Annotated in this window: 27 protein-coding genes, 1 tRNA gene and 1 pseudogene; 14 read left to right on the top strand and 15 right to left on the bottom strand. The window is 32.0% G+C overall.

Going from position 1 to position 24391, the window contains the following annotated elements; all coding sequences use genetic code 11:
* Positions 1 to 118: 118 nt before the first annotated feature.
* Positions 119 to 1225 carry a tyrosine-type recombinase/integrase gene (locus GQR97_RS16625; RefSeq protein WP_158850443.1) on the bottom strand — a complete coding sequence of 369 codons (1107 nt, stop codon included), beginning with the start codon at positions 1223 to 1225 and terminating at the stop codon, positions 119 to 121.
* A gap of 155 nt (positions 1226 to 1380) precedes the next feature.
* On the opposite strand from GQR97_RS16625, the gene GQR97_RS16620 reads away from it, so the two are divergent.
* Positions 1381 to 1731, top strand: a complete 351-nt coding sequence (locus GQR97_RS16620) for a hypothetical protein (RefSeq protein WP_158850433.1) — start codon at positions 1381 to 1383, stop codon at positions 1729 to 1731.
* 210 nt (positions 1732 to 1941) lie between these two features.
* On the opposite strand, the gene GQR97_RS16615 is transcribed toward GQR97_RS16620, so the two are convergent.
* The 7 genes from GQR97_RS16615 to GQR97_RS16585 form a co-directional block, all read right to left on the bottom strand.
* Positions 1942 to 2178: a hypothetical protein gene (locus GQR97_RS16615; protein ID WP_158850431.1), complete on the bottom strand. Its 237-nt coding sequence runs from the start codon at positions 2176 to 2178 to the stop codon at positions 1942 to 1944.
* A 10-nt stretch (positions 2179 to 2188) separates the two neighbouring features.
* A complete protein-coding gene (locus GQR97_RS16610) occupies positions 2189 to 2407 on the bottom strand; it encodes a hypothetical protein (protein ID WP_158850429.1) in 219 nt (72 codons plus the stop codon).
* Between the two features lie 67 nt (positions 2408 to 2474).
* Positions 2475 to 3035, bottom strand: a complete 561-nt coding sequence (locus GQR97_RS16605; RefSeq protein WP_158850427.1) for a hypothetical protein — start codon at positions 3033 to 3035, stop codon at positions 2475 to 2477.
* Between the two features lie 74 nt (positions 3036 to 3109).
* Entirely contained in the window at positions 3110 to 3418 is a 309-nt protein-coding gene (locus GQR97_RS16600; RefSeq protein ID WP_158850425.1) for a hypothetical protein, read from the bottom strand.
* A 210-nt stretch (positions 3419 to 3628) separates the two neighbouring features.
* A complete protein-coding gene (locus GQR97_RS16595) occupies positions 3629 to 4033 on the bottom strand; it encodes a hypothetical protein (protein ID WP_158850423.1) in 405 nt (134 codons plus the stop codon).
* A 104-nt stretch (positions 4034 to 4137) separates the two neighbouring features.
* Positions 4138 to 4497, bottom strand: coding sequence for a hypothetical protein (locus GQR97_RS16590; protein ID WP_158850421.1), 360 nt, complete (start codon positions 4495 to 4497; stop codon positions 4138 to 4140).
* 54 nt (positions 4498 to 4551) lie between these two features.
* Positions 4552 to 4625 (bottom strand) — tRNA-Met (locus GQR97_RS16585).
* 130 nt (positions 4626 to 4755) lie between these two features.
* Between GQR97_RS16585 and GQR97_RS16580 the strand changes: the two genes are divergently transcribed.
* Both GQR97_RS16580 and GQR97_RS16575 read left to right on the top strand, forming a co-directional pair.
* Positions 4756 to 5148, top strand: coding sequence for an START-like domain-containing protein (locus GQR97_RS16580; RefSeq protein ID WP_158850419.1), 393 nt, complete (start codon positions 4756 to 4758; stop codon positions 5146 to 5148).
* Between the two features lie 66 nt (positions 5149 to 5214).
* Positions 5215 to 6057: an aminotransferase class IV gene (locus GQR97_RS16575; RefSeq protein WP_158850417.1), complete on the top strand. Its 843-nt coding sequence runs from the start codon at positions 5215 to 5217 to the stop codon at positions 6055 to 6057.
* A 1-nt stretch (position 6058) separates the two neighbouring features.
* Here GQR97_RS16575 and GQR97_RS16570 read toward each other — a convergent pair whose 3' ends face one another.
* The 5 genes from GQR97_RS16570 to GQR97_RS16550 all read right to left on the bottom strand — a co-directional run bounded on the left by GQR97_RS16570 (position 6059) and on the right by GQR97_RS16550 (position 10770).
* Positions 6059 to 6619 (bottom strand): YqgE/AlgH family protein, encoded by a 561-nt coding sequence (locus GQR97_RS16570; protein ID WP_158850415.1) that lies wholly within the window; start codon positions 6617 to 6619, stop codon positions 6059 to 6061.
* Positions 6620 to 6741: 122 nt separating this feature from the next.
* Complete coding sequence (locus GQR97_RS16565) at positions 6742 to 7014, bottom strand: HU family DNA-binding protein (RefSeq protein ID WP_158850413.1); 273 nt, start codon at positions 7012 to 7014, stop codon at positions 6742 to 6744.
* A 187-nt stretch (positions 7015 to 7201) separates the two neighbouring features.
* Positions 7202 to 8149, bottom strand: coding sequence for a methionyl-tRNA formyltransferase (gene fmt / locus GQR97_RS16560; protein WP_158850411.1), 948 nt, complete (start codon positions 8147 to 8149; stop codon positions 7202 to 7204).
* Between the two features lie 164 nt (positions 8150 to 8313).
* Positions 8314 to 10221, bottom strand: coding sequence for an ATP-dependent DNA helicase RecQ (locus tag GQR97_RS16555; RefSeq protein ID WP_158850409.1), 1908 nt, complete (start codon positions 10219 to 10221; stop codon positions 8314 to 8316).
* 9 nt (positions 10222 to 10230) lie between these two features.
* Positions 10231 to 10770: an AAA family ATPase gene (locus GQR97_RS16550; RefSeq protein WP_158850407.1), complete on the bottom strand. Its 540-nt coding sequence runs from the start codon at positions 10768 to 10770 to the stop codon at positions 10231 to 10233.
* A gap of 89 nt (positions 10771 to 10859) precedes the next feature.
* Between GQR97_RS16550 and GQR97_RS16545 the strand changes: the two genes are divergently transcribed.
* The 9 genes and pseudogenes from GQR97_RS16545 (at position 10860) to GQR97_RS20000 (ending at position 18662) form a co-directional block, all read left to right on the top strand.
* Positions 10860 to 11153 (top strand): DUF493 family protein, encoded by a 294-nt coding sequence (locus GQR97_RS16545; RefSeq protein WP_158851887.1) that lies wholly within the window; start codon positions 10860 to 10862, stop codon positions 11151 to 11153.
* 192 nt (positions 11154 to 11345) lie between these two features.
* The gene (locus GQR97_RS16540; protein ID WP_158850405.1) at positions 11346 to 12536 is read left to right on the top strand and encodes a vWA domain-containing protein; all 1191 of its coding nucleotides are present in this window, start codon (positions 11346 to 11348) and stop codon (positions 12534 to 12536) included.
* A gap of 98 nt (positions 12537 to 12634) precedes the next feature.
* Positions 12635 to 13291 (top strand): DUF4290 domain-containing protein, encoded by a 657-nt coding sequence (locus tag GQR97_RS16535; protein WP_158850403.1) that lies wholly within the window; start codon positions 12635 to 12637, stop codon positions 13289 to 13291.
* 9 nt (positions 13292 to 13300) lie between these two features.
* Complete coding sequence (murA, locus tag GQR97_RS16530; RefSeq protein ID WP_158850401.1) at positions 13301 to 14614, top strand: UDP-N-acetylglucosamine 1-carboxyvinyltransferase; 1314 nt, start codon at positions 13301 to 13303, stop codon at positions 14612 to 14614.
* A gap of 68 nt (positions 14615 to 14682) precedes the next feature.
* Positions 14683 to 15777 carry a DUF695 domain-containing protein gene (locus tag GQR97_RS16525; protein WP_158850399.1) on the top strand — a complete coding sequence of 365 codons (1095 nt, stop codon included), beginning with the start codon at positions 14683 to 14685 and terminating at the stop codon, positions 15775 to 15777.
* Between the two features lie 32 nt (positions 15778 to 15809).
* Positions 15810 to 16922, top strand: coding sequence for a DUF2891 domain-containing protein (locus tag GQR97_RS16520; RefSeq protein ID WP_158850397.1), 1113 nt, complete (start codon positions 15810 to 15812; stop codon positions 16920 to 16922).
* A 305-nt stretch (positions 16923 to 17227) separates the two neighbouring features.
* Complete coding sequence (locus tag GQR97_RS20005; RefSeq protein ID WP_158851885.1) at positions 17228 to 17440, top strand: LamB/YcsF family protein; 213 nt, start codon at positions 17228 to 17230, stop codon at positions 17438 to 17440.
* A 345-nt stretch (positions 17441 to 17785) separates the two neighbouring features.
* A pseudogene (locus tag GQR97_RS19830) lies at positions 17786 to 18422 on the top strand (carboxyltransferase domain-containing protein).
* Between the two features lie 129 nt (positions 18423 to 18551).
* The gene (locus tag GQR97_RS20000) at positions 18552 to 18662 is read left to right on the top strand and encodes a hypothetical protein (RefSeq protein ID WP_158851883.1); all 111 of its coding nucleotides are present in this window, start codon (positions 18552 to 18554) and stop codon (positions 18660 to 18662) included.
* An 83-nt stretch (positions 18663 to 18745) separates the two neighbouring features.
* Here GQR97_RS20000 and deoC read toward each other — a convergent pair whose 3' ends face one another.
* Entirely contained in the window at positions 18746 to 19402 is a 657-nt protein-coding gene (deoC, locus tag GQR97_RS16490; protein WP_158850391.1) for a deoxyribose-phosphate aldolase, read from the bottom strand.
* Between the two features lie 430 nt (positions 19403 to 19832).
* Positions 19833 to 22439, bottom strand: a complete 2607-nt coding sequence (gene clpB / locus GQR97_RS16485; protein WP_158850389.1) for an ATP-dependent chaperone ClpB — start codon at positions 22437 to 22439, stop codon at positions 19833 to 19835.
* 410 nt (positions 22440 to 22849) lie between these two features.
* Between clpB and ytxJ the strand changes: the two genes are divergently transcribed.
* On the top strand, positions 22850 to 23239 hold the full coding sequence (gene ytxJ, locus GQR97_RS16480; RefSeq protein WP_158850387.1) for a bacillithiol system redox-active protein YtxJ: 390 nt from the start codon (positions 22850 to 22852) through the stop codon (positions 23237 to 23239).
* A 111-nt stretch (positions 23240 to 23350) separates the two neighbouring features.
* Positions 23351 to 24322: a bile acid:sodium symporter family protein gene (locus GQR97_RS16475; protein WP_158850385.1), complete on the top strand. Its 972-nt coding sequence runs from the start codon at positions 23351 to 23353 to the stop codon at positions 24320 to 24322.
* Positions 24323 to 24391 lie beyond the last annotated feature (69 nt).

Below are 24391 nucleotides of genomic sequence, written 5' to 3'. Positions count from 1 at the left end.
ACTTGGCAAATATGCTTCTTTATGAAGCTAAATTATAGTTATGTATTTCTTGTTGAAGACTTGCCCACAACAATTGTATAACCACGACTTTTAGTTTTATCTATAGCAGTTATATAGTTTATGTCTGCAATGTACTATTTTTCAATAAAGAATCAAATGGACTTGTTATCGTTTTATTATTTATTTCAATGGTTCTAGTATATATTTCAGTGGTTTTTGGAGAGCTATGTCCCAACATGTTTTGTAAATGGCGAATGTTTACATTGTTTTCAATGCAATGGGTCGCAAAAGAATGACGTAATGTATGAACAGTAGCCCATGGATTCGAATTGGTTTCTACAACAGATTTTCTAAAAATGGAACGAATACTAGTGGTACTATATTGACCTCCAGTTTGTCCTTCAAATAACCAATAGGAAGGTTTGTATTGTTTGTAGTAAGCTCTTAATAAAAGTACCAATTGTTCTGATAATATGGTTTTTCTGTCTTTTTTTCCTTTACTATCTTTTATAAAAAGATAACCATCTTTTGAGTGTACGTCTGCGATTCGTAAGTTTATGAGTTCCGAAATTCGCAGACCAGAGCTATATATGGTGCAAAGAATAGCTCTGTGTTTTATGTTTTTTGGAGATTGTATGATGTTTAAAACTTCACTTTTACTCAATACATTAGGTATGCTTCTTGTTTTTTTAGGCCTTTGGATATCGTAATATTCTCTAGGCATTTTCAATGCATGTTCATAGTAGGCCTTTATAGCATTGATGAGTTGGTTTTGATAGCTTTCGCTGATATGGCTCTTTTTAATAAGTTCATATACAAATCCTTCAATATCTTCTTTGTTAACTTCTTTAAGATCTCTTTGCATAAATTTCCCAAGAAATACGGTGAACATTTTTTTATATACTTTAATACTAGAGGCACTGTATTGCTTTAAAACTAGTGCTTTTTCCAATTCGAAAAGGGCCTCTAAAGCGTTTTCAGTCAACAAAACTGTAGGCACAGGAGTAAAACGGATGTCTTTTTCAATTTTATAATTGCCATCGCATAATTTTTCTAAAGACTTAAAATTTTTAGGTGTATTTATCACCGACCATAGTTTTTGGTTTGGATGCCAAAAGCTACTATCCATTTGTTTAATAGCATTTCTTAATTTAAATAATTTATAAGGAATATACACCTTGATTCTCTTTGCTTCTTTAAAAGGTTGATATATAATTGGTTGCATAGCTTTGTTTTTGATGTCGGATTTTGAAAGTACTTAAAAAAAGAGCAAAAAAACTAAGGATTATTAAAATAGTAGTATTTTAACCGTTAGAAACGACTAAATGTAAGGTGCTTATATCTAAGTGTTTAAAAGAGTAAGTTGAAAGAAATAAAAAAATGATATGTAAAATATGCAATAAAAAGATTACTGGTAGAAAAGATAAATTATTTTGCTCTGTAAAATGTAAAAATTATTATCACGTTAATCTAAGGAAAGCAACAGCTGTTGTGGTAAAAGAGTTAGATAATATTTTACATAGAAATAGAAGCATCCTTTTGGAAATTATGGGAAAAAGGAAAATACAATGTAGGGTATCAAGGATGGTCCTTGAAAAAAAACATTTTGTGTTTAAATACCATACGCACCAGCATACAAATAATAAAGGAAAAATCTATTATTATGTATATGATTTTGCTTGGATGGAATTTTCAAATGATGAAATTTTGATCGTTAGGAAAACAAAATAAATATAATAATGATTTGCCTGAAAATTAAGGATACAGTGAATTTATAAGAATCTAAAAAAATCGTATCTCATAAATTATATAAGTTTCAAAAAACTCAAAATTGAATTCAATCTTGAGTTTTTTATTAAAACCAAACAGATTGCATTATTTTTTCATTTATTAAAAATAAATGACTAGGTAGGGTTGTGATGATTTTTATGATCTAAGTCGCTATAAAACTAAAAAAGAATAAACAACACCACCAGTATACATATCAAAATAGGGTTGAGCTCCATCAGCTCTGGGAGGTATATTGTTAATTTTATGATAACGATTTACAATCTGTTTTCTTAGTTTTTCCAGATCAGCTTTAGTAGCGGGTTTATTTTCTATAGGAGTCAGCATGGATTTTAAACCATCTGCTAGCAAACTACCTGCTGCTGCATTTCCTGTACCAGCTAAACTCATGGCTTCTACTTTAGTTTTTTTTTGGTAAAACAGGCGTGGTTGCGACTTCTATTTTAGTTTCAGTATCAGAAATTTTAGGGATTTTATTTTCTGTTTTCTTTCTTGCATGATGTGCTTTAGATCGACAAGTATTACTGCAATATTTTTTGCACACGACGACGTTTGGGATTAAATTCTTTATAGCAATACTCACAAGTGTAGAATTCCATTTTTTTAAATTTAGCGTCAAACGAACGTTCGTTTGATGCTAAATTAATGTTTTTTATCACTTTTAAACTAATTTTGCGGTCAAAAATTTAGAGATCAACATTAAAAACCGAGCTTAATAAAAACCTATCAATGTCATCATCATTAAATTCTAGTTTTTGTTTTTTTACTGGTTTTGCACTTTTGCTAACGGGTAAGGTTTTTACAGGATCAGGATTAGTGATTTTTAATTCAGCACTAGTATAGGTTTCTTTTAATTGTTCTAAAAGCACTATGGTTTTATTTGGAACATTATTTGGCTGAATTTTAAAATGGTTGTTTAGTTCAGTACTATGTTTTTGAAATTGCTCGGCTTGAAGTTTAAACATATTGGTGATACTAATATCTAAGTTTTCGAAAGTTTTATCCATATTAAGATACATCCATTTAACCATAAACAGATGACCTTCTACATGTTCTTTGTACTTGTCAAGTAACACCTGAAAATGTTCTGGTCCTAAGGCTTTTTTAGCCTCAAATAATTTAAATATATTACCTCCCAATATGTCCGACTTACTTAAAAGTGTAATTATTGAAACATCCTTAATATCTACAAAGGGTTCTTTTGTACTGAAGATATAGAATAAAGTGTTTGCCGCTTCTTTAGGCAATAGGCCCTCGTAAATTGTTCCTTTAATTTTAGAAAAAGCAATCTTGGTATATAAATGGCATAGTGCGAAGTAAATTATCTTTTATCGTTGTAAAAATATCCATATTTATTAAAGTAAATCAGAATAATCATTTGGTAGTTCAGCATCGATATCCTTAGATATTTTTCAAGAGCATCCATAGATGCATGACCAGTAATGCCCATAAGTTCACTTTTAGCAGCATGCGGTGATGAGTTTTCAAGTAAAGCCCGATAAAGCTTGGTTATAAAAGTATGTCTAAAACTATATAAGGCATGATTTTCATCTAATTTAAAATGTTTTTTAACAACGGTCTTAAATCGTTTTGAAAAATGATCTCTTCTATTATTTTCGAGGCATCCCATGCACCACCAATTTTTATGGGAGTAAAAAGAAAGTTTTCAGGATTGAGTTTTGATAAATCAGGAAGTTCTTTTAGAAGTATTTTAGGAATTAATTTCGTTTTTAAAGGACTATTTTTAGCTTTAAACTGGATGGTGTTATTTTTTAAGTCAAAATCCTTTATTTTAAGCCTACATACTTCTACGGTCTTAATAAATTATAAGAAATAAACTTTATATATAACAGAAGTATAGGATCTTCTTTTCAAGATAACTAAATATGTTTTCTTGTTGTTGGGTAGTGTAAGTTTTATTTCTAGTAGGCGTACTTTTAAGTACAGGTATTTTTCTAATAGGGTTAGAGTCTATAATTTCATTGTCTTCCAATGTTTGCATTAAACTGCTCAAATTTAGTCTGTAGTTATTTCTATTTCGAGAGCTTGTTTTTAATAAAACAGAATTTAAAAACTCTAGAGCTACTTTTTTAGTGAATTGATCTATGGTTTTAATTTTTGGTTTATTTTCCTTCAGCCATTTTACAACCGCATTGGTAGAGTAGGAGTAATCCTGAAGCGATCTTTCATTAATTACTTTAGCTTTTAGCTCCAAACTAAAATCAAAAGCCTCACGAATAGTCATTTTATCCGCTACTTTTTCTTTTTGCTTTTGTTTAAGAGGTTGTGGAGCTTCAATTTTTACTTCCGTAGGTAGAGGCTTATCAACAGGAACAATTTTGGGTTGTTCTACAGGAGCTGGAATTTCACTTTTTTTAGCAAGTCTATTTTTATGAAATCTGTATTATCGATATAGGGATTATAACCTTCTTGAAGTAGTTTAAGAACTCTTCTTCTATATCTAGTGAGAAGCGCGAGTCTATCTTCTTTGTTTTTGTGAGAATTAGCAGCGCCATAAATATTTTTCATGCGTTTTAGTCGTCCTGTTTTAGGGTCTCTAAAAGAAAAATAGACATACCATCGTTTTGCTAAATTTCCGTTTGCATTGTAAATTTTGGGAATTGAAAAATCCTTTTTGTGTGCCAAAGTGTGTTCTAAGTCGTGTTCATTTTCGTGTTCAAATGTAATGAATTCGTTTGTATAAAGCATAAAAAAACGGTTTAGAGTGAACTAAACCGTTTGTTTTGAATTGATTAAATATTGTAGCGAGAATGGGGCACGATCCCATGACCTCCGAGTTATGAATCCGACGCTCTAACCAGCTGAGCTACCTCGCCATATTTTCAAGGGTGCAAATATATAAACATTATTAGATTACACAAACAATACTTGAAAAAATATTATTAAAATTTTCTGTGGTACTTCTTAATTAATGTATATATTGTCAACATAAAGATTAAATCATATATGGACGAGAAAGTTAAATATAGTATAGAGTTTCCTATACAAGCATCACCACAACTATTATATCAATATATATCAACACCTTCTGGATTATCAGAGTGGTTTTCAGACAACGTAAACTTAAGAGGTGATATGTTTACTTTTATTTGGGATGATAGTGAAGAACAAGCAAAACTATTAAATAAAAAAAGTGGAGAACGTGTTAAGTTCAGATGGTTGGAAGATGACGAAGAAGGTAATTCGTATTATTTTGAAATTAGAATTGAAGTAGATGAAATAACCAAAGACGTATCTTTAATGATTACCGATTATGCTGAAGACGATGAAGTAGAAGAATCTAAGATGCTTTGGTCTAATCAAATTTCTAGTTTAAAGCAAGTATTAGGCTCATCATAATATAAAAAAGTATAATTTCGATTATATTTGTCCCGTTTTCACAATAAATGAAAATGGGATTTTTTTATGGTAAATTTTAACGAAAATATTTTAGAAGATAATACACTATTATCCATTAATAATAGAGGCTTTGCATACGGAGATGCTTTATTTGAAACAATAAAAGCATCTTACGGTAAACTTTTGTTTTGGGAAGATCATTATTTCAGGCTTATGGCGTCTATGCGTATCATGCGTATGGAAATCCCAATGAACTTTACTATGGAGTTTTTAGAAGAACAAATATTAGAAACCTTAACGGCAAATAATTTGTCAAATGCATCTTCTAGAGTTAAGCTAACCGTTTTTAGAAACGAAGGCGGGTTATATTTACCCGAAACAAACAATATTAGTTTTCTAATTACAGCAAAACCTATCGACACTGATTTTTATGTTGTAAAGGATGCCTTCTACGAGGTAGATTTGTTTAAAGATTATTATGTGTCACCGAGTTTGTTATCGAGCTTAAAAACGAACAATAAGGTTCTTAATGTAGTTGGTAGTATTTATGCAAAAGAAAATAAACTTGATAACTGTTTATTATTAAACACTGATAAGCAAGTTATAGAAGCCTTAAACGGAAATGTTTTTGTAGTAAAAGGAAAAGTTATAAAAACACCACCAATATCAAATGGGTGTTTGAAAGGAGTAATGCGTAAGCAAATTATAGAAACTATTAAAGCTTTGCCAGAATATGAGTTGGTTGAAGAACCTATTTCTCCATTTGAACTTCAAAAAGCAGACGAGATTTTTATTACTAATGTTATCGTTGGTATTCAAGCAGTAGCTAAATACAGAAAAAAGATTTTCAAATCAGAAATATCTAAACTTTTAATTCAGAAATTGAATATTAAAATTAGGGTAAGTTAATCTAATTATAACTCGGATGTTCTGGCGCGTTAGACCAAATGCTATATTCACCACCAAATTCTAGCATTTTTTCTTTCCAAAAAGATTTATAACTTTTTTCTATAACATCCTTTTTATAAATATTTTCGGTAACCACCCAAGAATTAGATTTAAGTTCGCTTGATAATTGATTAGTATCCCATCCAGAATAGCCCAAAAAGAATTTTATGTCGTTTTCGTTAATGGTGTTGTTGGCTATAAGTTCGGCTACTCTATTAAAGTCGCCGCCCCAATATATACCTAAAGATATTTCAATACTATTAGGTATTAAATGTGGTATTTTATGAATAAAATAGAGGTTATCTTGCTCAACAGGTCCGCCATTGTATACTCTAAAATCAGCCTTAACCTCTGGTATTAAGTCGTTTATAGTATACTCTAAAGGTTTGTTTAGTATGAAACCAATAGAGCCTTCTATGGTGTGGTCGGCTAATAAAACAATAGAGCGATTGAATGAAACGTCTCCAATAATAGCTGGTTCTGCTATTAATAAATCACCTTTTTTTGGTTGTGTAGTCACCATATTTTCAGGAATTAGTAATTAAATCTAATATTAATTTATTAAAAAAGCAAGTCTTTACATAATATATAAAAAAAATGCCTTCAAAAATTGAAGGCATTTCTTAATATTTATGAAGTAAATAATTAGTTTACTGCACTTGATAAATCTGCACCAGCTTTAAACTTTACAACGTTTTTAGCTTTGATTTGGATTGTAGCACCAGTTTGAGGATTTCTTCCTTCTCTTGCAGCTCTTTTAGAAACTGACCAAGATCCAAAACCAACTAAAGAAACTCTGTTACCTTTTTGTAAAGCACCTTCGATTTCAATAATTGCACATTCTAAAGCTTTTTTAGCAGCAGCCTTAGTAATTCCTGCGTGTTCTGCCATAGCATCGATTAAATCTGTTTTGTTCATAATATAAAATTTAATTATTAATAATTTGGTTAAACATTTTGTTAAATCCTATACAAATTTATACGGATTATGTAACCACACAAGTAATAGCAAGGGAAATCCGTGGTTTTGTTAATAACTTATAGCATTTGTTAATAAAGGTACGTTGATTTAACATTATTTTAATAACATCAGCAGGAATAAGGCTTTACAGCATTTTTGAATTATTTTCAAATTGATAGCCATTTAAAAGAGATTTCACATCCATAGTTCGCTTGCCAGGAAGCTTAATATCGTCTATAATTATGTATCCTTTACTCACAGCGACTTTTAACTCTTTTTTAGTAGAAAGAATACTTCCAACGGAATCATTATGAGAAATTATTTCTTTTTTCGCACTATAAATTTTTATATCCAAGGTGTCTTCACCATTAATTAAGGTACACCATGCGGCTGGATATGGACTTAAACCACGTATTTTATTATGAATATCATTAATTGAAGCCGTCCAATCTATTTTACAATTGTCTTTATTAAGCTTATATGCTGTTTTTATATCTGCATTTTCTGCTTGCGGAACGGTTTTAACATCACCTTTTTCAATAAGGTCTACTGTTTTTAAAACTAAGTCGCTACCTAAATACATCAATTTATCATGTAGGCTTCCAACATTTTCTTCTGCTTCAATTTCTATTTCTTCTTGAAGTATCATTGCTCCAGTATCAATTTTTTCATCTATAAAAAACGTAGAAACACCAGTTTTTGTGTCACCATTAATAATAGCCCAATTAATAGGCGCTGCTCCACGATAGTTTGGCAGTAGAGATGCATGTAAATTAAATGTACCATGTTCCGGCATTTGCCAAACCGCTTTTGGCAGCATTCTAAAGGCAACTACAATTTGTAGATTAGCGTTTAAGGCTTTCAATTCTTCTAAAAAGGCTTCGTTTTTTAAATTCGTAGGTTGTAAAATATTTAAACCAACAGATTTCGCATATTGTTTTACTGCGCTTTCATTTAATTTTCTTCCGCGTCCAGCAGGTTTATCTGGCGCTGTAATTACACCAACAATATTTCGCTTATTTTCTACTAATGTTTTTAAAATGGTAACGGCAAAATCTGGCGTTCCCATAAATACTATTTTTAAATCTTTCATTTTTAATTATATTTTAAAGCAACTATACTAGTGTTTGTTTAGACTAGTTTAGCATAGTATCAGTCTATATTATTTGTCCTTATATATTAATGATAATTTAAAAGGACAATTGAAGTTGGTTTTTTATTATTAGAAAATTGTTTTTTTGAATACTTCAAGATGAATTATAAATGACTCAACTTATAGGTATTCCTTGCTGTTATTGTTATTATTTGATGTTCTAAAAGTAATTTTAAAACATTTTTTATATTTTCTTCGGAAGTGTTTAAGGCTTCGGAAATTTTTCTAGAGGATTGATCTCCATTTTCTAAAAGCTCAATAACTTGATTTTTTACAGTCTTGATATCGGTTGATGATACTTTTACCTTTTTTGGATTCGTACAAACCGAACAAATTCCACACGGACTAATTTCTGTTTCGCCAAAATAGGCGAGGAGCTGCATGCTTTTACAAACCGAATCGTTTTCAACATAATCAAGCATTGCTTTTACTTGTTGTTGTTTTAAATTGTTTTGCTGCTCTATAGTTTTTCCAATTCTGTTTATAGTTTTATCATCTTCCCGAGGCTGAATAAAAGTAACTTCGGCATCCGTTTCAGCTAGTTTTAAAGTAATAATACCGTCACGTTCTAATTGCTTTAAAGCATTAACAATTTTGGGTTCACTAGCTGTAGATTTTTCAGCAATTTTAGCTAATGCAATTTTTGTAGCCTGCTCAAATGCACCGCCATACATGCGTAAAATTGATTTTACGATAATGCTAAACTCTGTATGTGTATCTAAATAATTAAATAATGCCGAATTTGATATTATGAACTGGACAGTTACTTTGTTTTTAAATTGCTTAGAAAGTGTAATGATACTATTTCGATCTAAAATTAATAAAGCATTATAACACGCGCTTGGGCTAAATTTATAGGTTTTGCAAAAGGTATTAAAATCAAATTCAAAGGATAAATACTCGCCTTCACCGTAAGGTACTTGAAAGTAATTGCATAATTTTCTGTAAACTTGTTTTACAAAATCAACACTAGCTAAAGATCCTAGAAACTGTTTTTTAACCCGGCTTTCATCATTTTCATTTTTCAATATTACCGCAAAGGCTTTATCTCCATTTCTGCCAACACGCCCAGCTTCTTGAAAATAACTTTCAATACTTTCTGGTAAGCTAATATGGATAACCGTTTTTACATCTGGTTTATCAATTCCCATTCCAAAAGCATTTGTGGCTACCATAACCTGCTTTTGGTTATCTATCCAAGCATTCATGTTTTTATCCTTGTCGTTATTATGTAAACCGCCATGGTAAAAAGTTGCAGATATCTTTTTCGATTCTAAAAAAGCACTTAATTCCAGGGTTAGTTTTCTGTTTCTAACATAAATAATAGAGGACTGTTTGTACTTTTTAAGTATCGTTTCAATTTTGTAATATTTATCATTTTCAGTAAAAACTAAATATGCTAAATTAGGTCTTAAAAAAGATTGCTTAAATATTTTAGGATTAATAAAATCGAGTTGCTTTACAATGTCTTGAATCACTTCTGGTTTAGCCGATGCCGTTAAAGCAATAGCATTTACAGTAGGTTGTAGCTGCCTTAAAAGGGCAATATTATTGTAAGCTGGTCTAAAATCGCTTCCCCATTGAGAAATACAATGCGCTTCATCTACAGCAATTAAATTCACATTCATTAACCTAATGCGATCTTGCACCAGCTCCTGTTGTAAACGTTCGGGCGATAGGTATAGAAATTTATAATTACCATAAACACAATTATCTAAAAGTGTATCTAAATCATTGTAAGAAATTCCACTTGTAAGGGCTATCGCCTTAATACCCTTGTTATTTAGGGATTGCACTTGGTCTTTCATAAGTGCGATAAGAGGAGATACCACAATGCAAATCCCTTTTTTAACCATAGCCGGAATTTGAAAACATAACGATTTTCCGCCGCCAGTTGGCAAAAGCGCAAAAGTATCCTCTCCAGCCAAAACCGCATTGATGATAGCTTCTTGGTTAGGTCGGAATTCCGTAAATTTCCAATAGCGTTCTAATATGTTTATTGGGTGTTCCATTCTGGACGCTTACATATTTATATGATTTAAAATAAAATTGGTTCTATTTTCAACGGTATCAAAAGGGACATCAATTAAGTTATAATCGTAATTTTCGTAGGTTTTCACTAAATGATCGTGAATTTCTAAAGCTTGATCAAAATTTTCGTAACGTTCATTGTCACTAGTGTAAATCGCTTCCCAAGGTTTTAAAATAAAAACGGTATGGTATTTAGAGTTGTTGCATGTTTCAATAAAATCTTCTGGACAATCATCTCCAATAAAACCCATATATGCTAATACATCTGGTAAGCCACGATCGAAAAATACAGTTTCATTTTTATATAATTCGGCGTCAATAAATTGCTTGCGTCTACCTTTTAAAAGTAATTCGCTAAACAATAAAGGGTTGGTTAAAAATAGCTGGTCGATACCATCTTTTTTAGCATCTAAGGTTACTTGTCGAGAAATTTCTTCTAAACAAGTATGTCCTCTTTTTATTAATTCATTAATTAAAGTTGATTTTCCAGTTCCTGGACCGCCCGTAATAACAATCTTTTTAGTGTTCAATGCTGCTTTATTTTTTGCAAAAATCGGAATTTATAATCTATAAAAAAAATGGAAACTAAACTGTATATTTGCAGCTTAATAAATATGTAATGAGCACACCTCCTAATTCAGAAGAATTTTACGACAAATTAAAAGCCCAATTATACGATACCACTGTTTGGCCTTCGGAATATTTATATAAATTTATTGTGCTTTCCGATTCAAAAAAGATAGCAATGTTAGAAGCTATTTTTGATGATATGGGAGCAGTGATAGAAACAAAAGAGTCTGCAAAAGGTAAATATACCAGTGTTTCTATTAGTGTCTCTATGAAAAAACCAGAAACTGTAATTGAAAAATATAAAGAAGTTGCCAATAAAATTGAGGGTGTAATAAGTCTTTAAATTTTCAAGTATTTATCTTGGTTTAGATTCTAATTTTTTATTAAATTATACTTTCCGTGAAAGCGTAAATTTTTTATACTTCGATCTAAAACCAAGAAGTACATCGGTAATTTTTTATATATAAAAAGTTTTATTTTATAATTTGAAGCAACCTTTTACTCGTTTTTGCATCTTGAAATAAAAAGTTTTAAGATGAAGAAAGTCGTGTTAGTTTTATGTTCTGTTTTTGTGTTATTTAGTTGTAATACTGGAGATAGTGCGAGTGAAGAAGTTTTTGAAGGTAGTGAGCTTTCTTCATCTGATGGTTCTAAGGGTGTTGGATCTGGTTCAAGCAATGGTGGTAATGGTGAGGCTGCCGGCCAAATTACGGCTGGCGAATGGAGCGATTTAACGAATTGGGGTTATTGGAGCGATATATTAAATACTCAAGATTATACAGAATATCAGAAAAACTGGAGTTTCAACACTTCAAAACGTTTTGCTTTTCAGGTTTTAGATCAAAATACATCACTACCTATAAATAATGTGTCTCTTTCTCTTTTAAAGGATGATGAGCGCATAAGCGAAGCTAAAACAGATAATTTTGGCGAAGCTAATTTATTTGTAAGTTTATTTAACAGCGATAAAGCAAGCTCAACTATAGATCTTTCCAATTATAAAATTGAAATAAATGGTGAGGTTGTAAATGAAGATCTTTCTTTATTTGAAGAAGGCGTTAACGTTTTTAATATTCAGAACACAACCACTTCCGAAGATAAAATTGAAGTTGCATTTATTGTAGATGCTACAGGCTCTATGGGAGATGAACTTGAGTTTTTAAAGAGTGATTTAACCGATGTTATTGGCCGTGTTCAAGAAGATAACCAAAGTGCAACAATTTTAACATCAACTGTTTTTTATAGAGATGAAGGAGACGATTATGTTACGAGACGTTCAGATTTTACATCAAGTATTTCCTCTACAGTAAATTTTATAAATGAACAAAGCGCTGGTGGAGGAGGTGATTTTGAAGAAGCTGTGGAAGTTGCTTTAGCCGAAACGGTAAACGATTTGCAATGGAGTACAAATTCTAAAACTAGAATTGCTTTTTTACTTTTAGATGCGCCACCACACCAAACCGACGAAATAAACCAAAGCCTAAAGGAATCTATAATTACAGCTGCTAAAAATGGTGTAAAAATAATTCCGGTAACTGCTAGTGGTATAGATAAATCTACCGAGTTTTTAATGCGTTATTTTGCAATTGCAACTAACGGAACCTACGTTTTTATTACAAATGATAGTGGGATTGGTAATGAACATATAGAACCAACCGTTGGTGAATATCAAGTTGAGCTCCTAAATAATCTACTTGTAAGGTTAATAAATAAGTATGCCGAATAATTGATTTGGTAATATTAATAGCGCTATTCAATTTTTTTTGTATTTTGCGGCATGCATAACAACTACATGCAGAGAAACATTAATTCTACACCATTATTTTGATAGACGATTTAGAATACAATACAGAGCGTGAGCATTTAATCATTCCGGAATACGGAAGACATATGCAGAAAATGATTAATTACGCTAAAACGAGAGAAACAAAGGAAGAGCGTAATAGATTAGCAAACGGTATTATTGCAGTAATGGGTAATATGCAACCGCATTTACGTGATGTTCCCGATTTTAAGCATAAACTTTGGGATCAGCTTTTTATCATGGCTAATTTTGAATTAGATGCCGATTCTCCTTATGATATTCCTACTAAAGAAATTTACGAAGAGCGTCCAGAACCTCTAGAATATCCTCAAAATTTCCCTAAATATCGTTTCTACGGAAACAATATTAAAACCATGATCGATGTAGCAAATACATGGGAAGATGGCGAATTGAAAGAAGCGTTACTCCATACCATTGCAAATCACATGAAAAAGTGTTTTTTAAATTGGAATAAAGATACGGTTGAAGATGCTGTTATTTATGGTCATTTGTTCGAATTGTCTGATGGAAAAATAGATCTTCGAAATTCTGATGAAGATTTATCCGATTCTAGCAGTTTGTTGCGTACAAAATCGAAGTTTGCCAACAGTAATAACAATAAAAAAGGCGGGCAAAAAAAGAGCAATACTAATAACCGTCAAAGAAAACGCTACTAATTTTTACGCATGGGAACATTCAAAATTGAAGGAGGACACCAATTAAAAGGTAGTATCCAACCTCAAGGAGCCAAAAACGAAGCTTTACAAATTCTATGTGCCGTTCTACTTACTCCAGAATTGGTTACAATTAATAATATTCCAGACATTATAGATGTTAACAAGCTTATAAACTTGTTGAGAAAACTTGGTGTTAAGGTTGGAAAAATAGGTAAAGGAAGTTATACCTTTCAAGCCGATGAAGTTAATTTAGATTATTTAGAGTCTGATGCTTTTAAAGTTGATGGTCGCGGATTACGTGGATCAATAATGATTGTTGGTCCTTTATTAGCACGTTTTGGTAAAGGATATATTCCAAAACCAGGTGGTGATAAAATTGGTCGTCGTAGATTAGATACGCATTTTGAAGGCTTAATTAATTTAGGCGCCAAATTTAAATACAGTAAAGAAGATCAGTTTTACGGGGTAGAAGCCGAATATTTAACGGGAGCCTACATGTTGCTTGAAGAAGCATCGGTTACCGGAACAGCAAACATTGTAATGGCTGCTGTTTTAGCAAGAGGAACAACAACAATTTACAACGCAGCTTGCGAACCATACTTACAGCAATTATGTAAAATGCTGAATAGAATGGGAGCTGAAATTAGCGGTGTAGGTTCTAATATGTTAGTTATAGAAGGTGTAGAAACCTTAGGAGGAACAGAACACCGTATGCTTCCTGATATGATTGAAATAGGAAGTTGGATTGGTCTTGCGGCTATGACAAAAAGTGAACTTACTATTACCAATGTAAGCTGGAACGATTTGGGTGTGATACCTAATGTTTTTCGAAAATTAGGTATTACCGTTGAAAAGCAAGGTGATAATATTCATATTCCTGCACATACTAACGGTTATCAAATTCAAAGTTATATCGATGGTTCTATTTTAACCATCTCCGATGCACCTTGGCCTGGTTTTACACCAGATTTATTGAGTATCATTCTAGTTGTGGCTACACAGGCTAGAGGAAGTGTTTTAATTCATCAAAAAATGTTCGAAAGTCGTTTATTCTTTGTGGATAAATTGATTGATATGGGGGCAAAAATTATTTTATGCGATCCGCATAGAGCAACTGTTATTGGGCACGATTTTAAGTCGACTTTAAAAGCAACAACCATGACGTCGCCAGATATTCGTGCAGGTGTATCTTTACTTATTGCAGCACTTTCTGCAAAAGGAACATCAACTATTCAGAATATTGAACAGATTGATCGAGGTTACGAAAATATAGACGAGCGTTTACGTGCTATTGGCGCAAGAATCGAACGTGTAGAGTCGTAGTCTAAATTTAATTTTCAGTGTTTCAATTTTAATTATTCGTTTAAAAACGGAACGCTTATTTGTGTGGTATGAATTTTTTTAAAAAGTTCCTAAAAAAGGATAATCCTATAAAATCTAATGCTGATTTTTGGAATTGGTTTATTAAAAACGAGAAATCATTCTTTAAAGTAATAAAAGAACAAGGTGATGTTAATAGGTTGTTCTTTATTGATTTGTCCAAAAAATTAAATGAATTAAAATCGGGGTATTGGTTTTTGGCTGGCATGTTTGATGAAGATACAGCAGAACTCATTCTAACTGCTGATGGTGATTTAAAGAATATCGCTTTCGTTGAAGATTTAGTTGAAGAAGCTCCCCAAATTAAAGGTTGGAAAATTACTGCTTTAAAACAAGAGTCTGGATTTGAAAATCAAGGAATAGAAATAGACGATTATAAATTTAGTAAGGATACACTTCGTTTTTATTCTAATGATTTAAATAATTATCCAGATGAAATTGATATTACAATAACACATAAGAGCTTAAGTGAAGATAATAGAATAGATATTACTAATGGTATCTATTTGTTTTTAGATAATGCCTTAGGTGAGCTAAATTCGGTATCTATTATCGATAATTTAAGTGTTGTTAATACTTCTGTTGCTACAAGTGATTTAGTTCCAATTGAAAAATTAAAGGATTTTTTAATCTGGCGTGAAAAAGAGTTTATTGAAAAGTATGATGGATTACGTCATTCTACTGAAAAAGACAGTTATTCAGCCTTTGAAGCGTCTATGGAGTCTGGTTTGCCACTCTTAGCGGTTGTGAATACCGATTTATTACAATGGGATAGCAAAGCATCGCATCCATGGGTTGCTGTTCTAGAAATGGAATATACGGGACTAAGTAATAATGGCATGCCAGATGAAGAAACTTATAATTTGTTAAATATCATTGAGGACGAAGTTTTACAGGAGCTAAAAGACTCAAAAGGTTATTTAAATATTGGTAGACAAACTGCAGATAATACGCGAGAAATATACTTTGCTTGTACCGATTTTAGAAAGCCTTCTAAAGTGTTTTATCAAATTCAAACAAAATATTCGGGTAAGTTAAAGGTGAGTTTTGATATTTATAAAGATAAATATTGGCAATCTTTTGATAGGTTTTATCGAGGTAAATAGAACAGATTCTCTTAATAATTAAATGAAATATTATGATGCAACGCTTTATTTTAGTTTTTATAATATTGTTAATAGGATGTAAGCAATCGGACAAAAAGCAGGATTTTAAATCGATAGATGATCCTGTTGAAGTTACTGTTTTAAAAATTCCAAAACTCGATTTAGAGCAAGCTAATAAGTTGGCTGCTTTACCGCTTCATTGTATTAATTCAGAATACCCAAACAAGCTATCGCAGACCTTAGGAGGTGACGAGGATTTGAAAAAACCTGCAATTTTACATCCTGCATTTTATGGTTGTTTCGATTGGCATTCTGCTGTTCATGGACATTGGAGTTTGGTGAGTTTACTAAAGAGTAATCCTGATTTAAAAAATAGTAAAAATTTAAAGATGAGACTTTTACGTAACTTGTCTAAAGTAAATATTGAAGGCGAAGTTGCGTATTTTTCAGGGAAATATAATAAGTCTTTTGAGCGTACTTATGGTTGGGCCTGGTTATTAAAGTTAGCTGAAGAACTCCATACTTGGGATGATGAAACTGCTAGAGTTTTAGAAGAAAATCTTCAGCCTCTTACTGATTTAATTATTGAAAAATATACAGCATATCTTCCAAAACTGAATTATCCAACGCGAGTTGGAACGCATGGAAATACAGCTTTTGGTTTGTCCTTTGCTTACGATTATGCAGTAGCTGTAAATAATGAAGTTTTTAAATTAGCCATTGAAACACGTGCGAAACATTTCTTTTTACAAGATGAAAATTGCCCGATGTCCTGGGAGCCTGGAGGATCAGATTTTTTATCGCCTTGTCTAGAAGAAGCGGCTTTAATGAAGCGACTATTACCTATTGAAGATTATAAGTCTTGGCTAGAGGCTTTTTTGCCAGAGTTAAAAAATAAAAACTTTACTTTGGAAACCGGAAAAGTGTCTGATAGAACCGATGGGCATTTGGTGCATTTAGATGGTTTAAATTTCTCGAGAGCTTGGAGTTTAAATAAAATAGCCGAAGATTTACCTGAATATGCGCATCTTAAACCTATTGCTATTCAGCATTTGAATCATTCTTTACCAAGTATTTTCGGCGATAGTTATGAGGGCGGGCATTGGTTAGGTTCTTTCGCTATTTACGCTTTAAATTCTTTCTAAAATTAATTTAAATCTGCTAACTTAGTTTGTTGGAAATTAAAACAATAGATATCAATGTTGATGTAGGTGAGGGGTTCGTAATGCCTTGTATGTCTCTGTTAAACATCAAATTAAAGACTCATTAACTGTTCTATAATCGGAACGCGCCCGACTAGATCTTATAAAACCACGTGGTACGTTTTATGACCTCGCAGCTGCCGATAAAAAAAGTAGCCAATGCTATTATAGAGGTTATGAAATCATTGATGTTACCAATAAACTTTACGTACTGTATAAATCGGAAATAGCAAATTTAGCTATCGGAAATAATATATGAGGCTTTTGCGGATTGGAATTATAATGATGATTTAAGATTAGTTTCAAAACTTAAAAAAGATGTTGTAATTCATGATAAAGCCGACATGTTTAATCATGTTTTTAGAATGATTTTTGAACAAAAAGTAAAGACGGTTCAAGGTTTTGAGATTGAAGTTTTATCTGATGCTTTTGTCTTCAGGGTGATATTCCAAATGCTGTAGATTTGATCCAAAATTTAAAAGAAAAACTGGCGCTTCATCAAATTAAAATAGGTTAGTTTTAATGACTTTCAAATTTCGTTATAAATCCTTAGGTTTGCATACTTTTTTGGTTGAGTAGTCAAGTGGAATTAATGAAAGTATTCTAGAGAGTATCTTAATTTTTAAGGATGAAATTGAAAATTAACATATTAAATAAATTATTCAAGTAATCTCTATATATAATTCATTAATAGGTTTTAATGTAAAAAATAAGTTAATTTATTTAAACGAATCTCGACTATAGATAAAATCTATGTAATCAAAAGCGGAGCTGTTTAATGAGTTTTTGTATTATGGGAAATCCCTGTGTATTCTGATGCTTGTTTTGGGATAGATTTAGCTGTTATTTCAATTGAAAAAAATATATCAAAAAGTGATATTATTAAGCGTTATTCTCAGGTTGTTTATACTGTCTATTTTATCGGTTTTTACTTGGGTTTTATATCTAGGCGGTTTGGATAAATCACTCATTATACCTCGTAAATTAACACCTAGATTACAGGTTGAAAAAGGGGCGGCTATTATTGCTATTGCCTTAGTTGGTAATACGGAAAATAAAGCGGTGTTAGAAATGACTATCACAGGTGCTAAGTTTCAGTTTAATGTTAATACGCGTATTGCTCTTTCCAGAGCTAGTATGTTGGCTAAATTGAATAGAAAGCAAGTCGATAATGTTGTAATTATTCGTGTTTAAGCTGGTGACGTTCTTAGTTTCAGGGAACTTGAAGTCGGTTTTAGGTGTTATTTTGCCGTTTTAGGTGGTTTTAACATCGTTACAGTTATGATGAGTAAAAGTATATACAAAAACATAACAAAGGCTAGCGCGCTATTTAAAAACGATGAATTAGCAGTAGAATCGCTGTCGGTAATTAATACTGAAAAACATACGAAAATATCATTTAATGATTCTTATATCGATTCAAAAGTTATAGAAGTTTATTAAGGCTCCGAATTAGAATACTTTTCTGAAACCCAACAAAATCAACGGTTTTCGTGTTTGTTTACTGTTTCAAAAAACAATAATAGAATGGGGTGTCAATTGATATAAACACTACAGAATAATTTAAAACCGATTATAACAGGACTATTAATCCCAGGAACTGTTCAGTTAACACCTTCTGGTGAGATCATTCTTTCAATGCGGGATTGCCAGACAACTGGCGGGTATCCAAAAATATTCTAAATGAGTGATATGTAAATAAATGTTTTGTCTCAGAAGTATTCTGGACAAAACATTTCGTTTAGATAAAAAGGATAACGTTTTTTTTATCCTAGTTTCAAAAGTGCTTTACGAAGCTTTAAATTTGGTGATGCACCTATACGGCTTACTCCAATATCTATAAATTTTTGAGATATTTCTAGATTGGTTATACCTCCTGATGCTTTTATTTTTATAGCATCTCTAACCGTTTTTTTAATGATTTTTACTGCTGTAAAAGTGGCGCCACTTTTAGAAAACCCGGTAGATGTAGTAATAAAGTCTGCATTGGCATCGGCACAAATTTGAGATGCTTTTACTATTTCGTTTTTATTTAATTCCGATATTTCAATAATTACTTTTAGAGGTGTTTTACTAATAGCTAATTTTACAGCGCTAATATCTTTCATTACTGAAACATAATTTCTGCTTTTTAATAAGCCAAGATTGATTACCATATCAATTTCATTAGCACCTTCTTTAATAGCATTTGTGGCTTCAAATATTTTAGTGGCTGTAGATGAGCTTCCTGCTGGAAAACCTACAGTTGAACAGATTTTCACATCTGTTCCTTTTAGTAATTCTTTTGCTAATGTAACATAACAGCTATTTATGCATATGCTACTAAGGTTACTTTTTCTTGCCTCTTTACAAAGCGTGATAATTTCGGCTTCGGTAGTTGTGGGTGATAATAGAGTATAGTCTATGTACTCAGAAATAATCATGTTAGGGAGTTTTTAGGTTAAGCTTTTTTTTTGAGGGAGAATTATTAAATCTAATTTTTTTATATATCAGATTCTAGGGTAATTCCTTAGCGAAGTTAGTAACTAACCATTGGTCGATTTTTTAATTTTTAATTTTTTAGACGAACGGTAGTATTTTATTTACTTTCATAGAAAAGTTTTGGAAATAGTATTGTTTGTAATATTATTTATCTATAGTGAAGTGTTATGTAGACATTCTTTAGTGTATTAAATTATTGTTTTATAGCGTTTTAAATGAAGGTTTATTGTTTTACATCGAATTGGTTAAAATACACTAGGAATTTAGTGTTTCATACGGTTTTCCTCATATTCCGTTGAATAAAAAAAAGCAACACATCCCTCTTTATGAGTTTTGTGTTGCTTTTTAAGATTTAAATTTCTGTTTTTAAAATTATATTTCTTCGCTAACTAAATGATTTTCATTTCTAAAAACCAACTTATCATCGAATGCATCTAGTAAAATAATACTATCGGTAGTTACCGTTCCTGCTAATATCTCTTTACTTAGAGCATTTAAAACTTCTTTTTGTATGACACGTTTTACAGGTCTTGCACCGTACTCAGGGTTATAACCTTTATCTGCTAAATAGGCTACAGCGTCTGGCGTAGCATCGAAAGTGATGCCTTGTTGTGCTATCATTTTAGTAATACCTTTTATTTGTAAACCAACAATAGATACAATGTTTTCTTTGCTTAACGGTGTAAACATTACGGTATCGTCAATACGGTTTAAAAATTCTGGTCTTACGGTTTGCTTTAGTAGCGCAAGGACATCTACTTTGGCGGCTTCAATTGCTGAATTGATGTCTTTTGTCGCTTCAAAACGATCTTGGATTATTTGACTACCCATATTGGAAGTCATGATAATAATCGTATTTTTAAAATCGGCAGTTCTACCTTTGTTATCTGTTAAATGACCTTCATCTAAAACTTGTAGTAAAATATTAAAAGTATCTGGGTGTGCTTTTTCAATTTCATCCAAAAGCACTACAGAGTATGGTTTACGACGCACAGCTTCAGTTAATTGTCCGCCTTCTTCATAACCTACGTATCCCGGAGGTGCTCCTACTAAACGGCTTACAGCGTGACGTTCTTGATATTCACTCATGTCAATCCGAGTTAATGCATTTTCATCATCAAACAAATATTCCGCCAAAGCTTTTGCTAATTCGGTTTTACCAACACCGGTTGTCCCTAAAAAGAGGAAGGTTCCAATTGGTTTTTTGGGATTTTGTAATCCTGCACGGCTACGGCGAACGGCATCACTAACAGCTTCTATAGCTTCTTCTTGGCCAACTACACGTTTGTGTAATTCATCTTCAAGTCTTAATAATTTTTCTCGTTCACTTTGAAGCATTTTAGTAACAGGAATACCTGTCCATTTGGCAACAACTTCAGCAATATCATCGTAAGTAACCTCTTCTTTAATAAGAGATGTTTCCGATTTTTCGTCCAATTGTTTTTGGAAAGCTTCCAATTGTTCTTGTGCTTCTTTTATTTTACCATAACGTAATTCTGCTACCTTACCATAATCACCTTCACGTTCAGCTTTTTCTGCATCTATCTTGAAGTTTTCAATAGCTTGTTTGGTGTTCTGTACATTATCTACAACTTCTTTTTCACTTTTCCATTTGGCATTAAGTTCATTTCTAGTTTCCTTAATATTAGCTAAATCAGAACGTAGTGATTTTAACTTTACTTCGTCTTTTTCACGCTTAATAGCTTCAATTTCAATTTCAAGTTGCATGATTTTACGATCTAAAACATCGAGTTCTTCGGGTTTAGAGTTTATTTCCATACGCAGTTTTGCAGCTGCCTCGTCCATTAAATCGATCGCTTTATCTGGTAAAAAACGATTGGTAATGTATCGTGTTGAAAGTTCTACGGCACCAATAATAGCTTCATCTTTGATACGTACTTTGTGGTGAGCCTCATATTTTTCTTTAATACCACGAAGTATTGAAATGGCACTTTCGGTATCTGGTTCGTTCACCATTACTTTTTGGAAACGACGTTCTAGCGCTTTATCTTTTTCAAAATATTTTTGATATTCATCTAAAGTGGTTGCCCCAATAGCTCTAAGTTCGCCACGAGCCAAGGCTGGCTTTAAAATATTGGCTGCATCCATAGCGCCTTGTCCGCCACCTGCACCAACCAATGTGTGGATTTCATCAATAAATAAAACCACATCACCATCGCTGGAAGTTACTTCTTTTATAACGGCTTTTAAACGTTCTTCAAATTCACCTTTGTATTTAGCACCTGCAATAAGTGCGCCCATATCTAGTGCGAAAATTTGTTTGTTTTTTAGATTCTCAGGAATATCGCCATCCACAATACGGTGCGCTAAACCTTCTGCAATTGCGGTTTTACCTGTTCCAGGCTCTCCTATTAAAATTGGGTTGTTTTTGGTACGACGGGATAAAATTTGTAGAATTCTACGAATTTCTTCATCACGACCAATAACTGGATCTAATTTGCCGTCTTTTGCTAATTGATTTAAGTTTTTTGCGTATTTGTCTAACGAATTGTAGGTTTCTTCTTGGCTTTGCGAGGTTACGTTTTCGCCTTGTCTTAACTCTTCGATTGCTGATTTTAAACCTTTTTCTGTAATACTTTGGTCTTTTAGCATTTGTGCTATTTTACTGTTCGATTTAAAAACAGCTAGAATAAGGTGTTCTATAGAAACGTAATCATCTTTTAATTTTTTTGCAATTATAGATGCTTCGTTTAATGTTTTTCCAGCTTCGCGAGAAAGCATGAGTTCACCTCCTGATACTTTAGGAAAGCTTTCTATTTGTTTATCTAAAGCTTGTTTTAGTATAGGAATGTTTGCGTTTAATTTTTTTAAAATAAACGGAAGCACATTTTCGTCGACTTCAAAAATGCCTTTAAAAATGTGTTCATTTTCAATTTGCTGTTGGCCTAGACCTTGCGCAATTTGCTGCGCTTGCTGAATGGCCTCTTGCGATTTAATGGTGTAATCGTTTAGGTTCATCTTGTTATGTTTTTTGATTTCCGCTAAGGCGAAAACCTTATTAGTGTTTTATTTTGAATGTATATTTCAAATTCCCTACCAAGTTGATTTACAGGACAAAATGGCGGTTATGGTGCGGTTTTTAATGACTTTTTGTCGGTTTGTAAGGTTTTAGTTTACCCGTCGACTTATTTTTGGTAAGTTTTAATTTTAAGTACTATAAAAGTAGTTAATTTTGACAACAAAAGCTCGAAAAAAATTTGAGTTTAACATTAATTTGGCGGATGAATGCGTTAGGGATTGAACGGCATGTTTGAGCTCCCCGACCATAGGAGGGAGCGAGTAGTGAAAGCCCGACCCTTGTGGTAACGCCCAAATAAAAAATAGTATAAAATTCTCTGTTACAAGGGGATGAAAATAAAAAAATAACTATGGGATTATTTAGTAAAATTTTTGGTGATTCGGGAGAATCAAAAGAGGAAAAAGTATTGCCTTGGATTCCTTTGAATGCTTTGCAGCAATTGGATTTAATTAAGGAGAAGTCAAGTACTAAAACACAGATTATCTTTAAACATTCTACGCGTTGCGGGATTAGTAGTATGGTGATGAAAGAGTTTGTGGGTGCTTATGATTTTACGGAAAAAGAAGTGGATTTGTATTTTTTAGATTTGTTGAATTTTCGTGATATATCTAATGAGGTTGGTTATAAATTTCAGGTTATGCACCAATCGCCACAGCTTTTGGTTATTAAAAACGGAGTAGTGGTAGCTCATGAGAGTCACGGAGCTATTAATGAAATGGATTTAGCTAGTTTGGTTTAATTTTATATATTTAGAATATTCTGGGTTTAATGTATCTAGAGTGTTTTGTTGTTTTATCTTTTGCTATGTTGCCGTAATTATTTTATTTAGCATAAATTAAGATGAAGGTACATGAAAGTAAAGATTGATAAGTTTGTTCTATCTATTATAGCAACTATTTTAATAGCTTATTTCTTTCCGCAATGGGGAACACAAGAAAGTGAAATTCCTATCGATACAATTAGTTCGGTAGGAATTTCGCTTATATTCTTTTTCTACGGACTTAAATTAAGTCCAACAAAATTGAAGGCAGGACTTAAAAACTGGAAATTGCATCTTTTAGTGCAGGGGTCTACTTTTTTAATGTTTCCGTTATTGGTTTTAATGTTTCGTCCGTTAATTCAAAATGCAGAACAAGAAACTATATGGTTGGCTTTCTTTTTTTTGGCGGCATTACCATCTACGGTATCATCGTCGGTTGTTATGGTATCTATGGCCAAGGGCAATATACCGGCAGCTATTTTTAATGCGAGTATATCTGGAATTATAGGTATTGTGATTACGCCACTTTGGATGGGGTTATTTGTAGATGATGCACAATCCGATTTCGACTTTACTGCGATTTACATGAAACTTATTGTTCAGATTATTTTACCTGTAATTTTGGGACTTCTATTACAACGTTTTCTAGGTAGTTTTGCCCAAAGACATAGTAGTAAATTAACGCTTTTTGATAAGTCTATTATTCTATTAATAATTTATAAGAGTTTTTCAGAATCCTTCTACAATAATATATTTAGTTCTGTATCCTTTTTAGATTTATTAGCCATTTTTATAGGTGTACTCTTTTTATTTTCTGTAGCCTTTTATCTAACAAAATTTATGGCTGAAAAACTTAAAATTAACAAAGAAGATCAAATAACAGCTCAGTTTTGTGGTACTAAAAAATCGTTAGTTCACGGTACGGTTTTTTCTAAAATACTGTTTGGTAATATGGCTTCTGTCGGTATTATACTATTGCCACTTATGTTATTTCATGCCACTCAAATTTTAATAATAAGTATTATTGCTTCGAAATTGGCTAAGCGCGATATTGTTAATTAATTTAAATTCTTAGAGGTTTAAGAGCCAGATAGATAATATTTTTATGTTTTTTTTGCTAAATAAGTAGCT

Origin of the sequence: Algibacter sp. L1A34, from assembly GCF_009796805.1 — a bacterium.
GTDB lineage: Bacteria > Bacteroidota > Bacteroidia > Flavobacteriales > Flavobacteriaceae > Algibacter.
This window is presented reverse-complemented; position numbering and strand designations above follow the sequence as displayed.